This is a genomic window from uncultured Leptotrichia sp., assembly GCF_938036635.1.
Classification (GTDB): domain Bacteria; phylum Fusobacteriota; class Fusobacteriia; order Fusobacteriales; family Leptotrichiaceae; genus Leptotrichia; species Leptotrichia hongkongensis.
The window spans coordinates 1-2,185 of the sequence record NZ_CALHQO010000267.1 but is presented as its reverse complement, the minus strand read 5'-3'; the positions used below and the strand labels follow the sequence as shown (position 1 = coordinate 2,185).

Genomic DNA, 2,185 nt, shown 5'->3' with positions numbered 1-2,185 from the left:
ATTACAGCCTTTTACAACATCATCATAAGTTGTGTCAAAATCACCGGTAAACCAAGGATCTTTTATTTCTCGGTTTTCTCCTGCGTATTCTAATAGCATTTTTATTTCGCCTTTATTTTTTCCATTTGTAAAAAGTTTTATATTTTCTATATTACTTTCATCCATTCCAATAATATAATCGGCATCCAAATCATCATTATTCAAAATTCTGGAATACATTCCCTCAACACCTATTCCTTCTTTGGCAAGCCTAGTTTTAGTACCGTGGTGAACTGGGTTTCCATGTTCCCAGGAACTTGTAGCTGCTGAATCAATTATGATTTTATCAGACAGACCTTCTTTTTTTACCATTTCTCGAAAGACTGCTTCTGCCATTGGAGAACGGCATATATTTCCTAGACAGACAAATAATACTTTTATCATTTTTACCTCTTTATTTATTTTAATTTTTTAAAAACTTCTCCTATGCTTTCGTGTATAACTAAATTTGCAAAATTATCCTGCTCAGTCTTGGATTTATTTATTAAAATGAGATTTTTTCCTTGAAAATACTGTACAAGAGAAGCTGCTGGATACACGATAAGAGAAGTTCCACCGATAATTAATGTATCAGCTTTGGATATTTCGTTTATTGCTTTTCTAAAAGTATCTGGATCAGGTATTTCTTCATATAAAGTAACATCTGGTTTTATAATTCCACCACACTTTGAACAATGTGGGATATTTTCAGTTTCACAGATTTTTAAAAATTCTTCCATATTGTATTTTTTGTTGCAAATAATACAAGTATTGCTGTCAACAGTTCCGTGAAGTTTCAGGACATTTTTACTTCCAGCCATTTCATGCAGACAGTCGATATTCTGGGTAATTACAGCCTTCAATTTTCCATCTTGTTCCAACTTTGCCAAGTATTTATGAGCGAAATTTGGTTTTGCATTTGGATAAACGAGATGTTTTTTATAAAAATCGTAAAATTCTTCAGGATATTTTTCATACATTGTGTGGGAAACAAGCTCTTCTGGAGAAAAATTCCTATCAAGTTTTAAATTGTAGACTCCATTTGCACTTCTAAAATCAGGGATACCAGATTCTGTAGAAACTCCCGCACCTCCAAAAAAGACGATTCTTTTACTTTCATCAATTATTTTTTGAAGCAAACTTATTTTATCCATTTCTATCACCTTATTTCGTTGTTTACTTTATTTTTTATTATTAAACCCACCATTAAAATAGTGGGTTGAAAAAATTATAAATATTTCAATTTTCCTCTGAAATCTTCGATAGTTTTGTATCCTTTTTTGTCCATAATAGCTTTTAATTCGTTAGTTATTCTTTCAAAAGCGCTAGGACCTTCCTTATGTAAAGTCGTACCGATTTGTACCATGCTCGCTCCACAAAGAATATGTTTAAAAGCATCTTGTCCCGTAAGAACTCCTCCCGTTCCAATAATTTTGATAGAAGGATTTAATCTTTTATAAAATGCGTGAACATTGGCAAGAGCAGTTGGCTTTATGTATTCTCCCCCAATTCCGCCAAATCCATTTTTAGGCTTTATTACAACGCTTTCATCTTCAATCACAAGCCCATTTCCAATACTGTTTATACAGTTTATAAATGTTAGTGGAAATTTATTAAATACTGCAGCTGCCTGATCGAAGTGGACAATATCAAAGTAAGGAGGCAATTTTACTCCAAGTGGTTTTTTGAAATATGAAAAAATATCTGTTAATAATTTTTCAGTAGTTTCCAAATCGTAGGCAATTTGAGGTTTTCCTGGAACATTTGGACAAGACAGGTTAAGTTCTGTTATTCCTTTAAAATCACTTTCCTGAACTTTTTTTAGTAATGCGTGAGTGTCTTCTGTCGACATTCCTACAAGCGAGAAAAAGAAAGTTCTATAAGGATGTGTTTTCTGTAATTCTAATAAATATTCTAAATAGTAATCAAATCCTAAATTTGGGAGCCCCATTGAATTTATACTTCCTAAATTTGTGTCGTAGTATCTAGGTTCAGGATTTCCAGGACGTGACTGTAATGTCGCAGTTTTGGTAACAAATGTTCCAGCTTGTGAATTTATCACTTGTTCCAATTCGTTTTTGTCATAACAGTAAACTCCAGCAGCATTCATAAAGCAGTTTTCAAACTCAAAATTACCTATTTTTGTTTTTGTAGTTGCCATTTTTCC

At 32.4% G+C, this 2,185-nt stretch carries 3 protein-coding genes; all 3 read right to left on the bottom strand.

Annotated elements, in window-relative coordinates:
- Positions 1-423 (bottom strand): low molecular weight protein-tyrosine-phosphatase (locus Q0370_RS05210; protein WP_299573019.1); only part of this gene is annotated, 423 nt, incomplete at its 3' end.
- A gap of 14 nt (positions 424-437) precedes the next feature.
- The gene (locus Q0370_RS05205; RefSeq protein ID WP_299573017.1) at positions 438-1,172 is read right to left on the bottom strand and encodes an NAD-dependent protein deacylase; all 735 of its coding nucleotides are present in this window, start codon (positions 1,170-1,172) and stop codon (positions 438-440) included.
- A gap of 74 nt (positions 1,173-1,246) precedes the next feature.
- Positions 1,247-2,185: dihydroorotate oxidase (locus tag Q0370_RS05200; RefSeq protein ID WP_299573015.1), on the bottom strand; the 939-nt coding region annotated here is incomplete at its 5' end.

Excerpts from the sequence above, each read along its gene's own strand:
- Q0370_RS05205 (WP_299573017.1), bottom strand. The coding sequence starts at position 1,172 with ATGGATAAAATAAGTTTGCTTCAAAAAATAATTGATGAAAGTAAAAGA.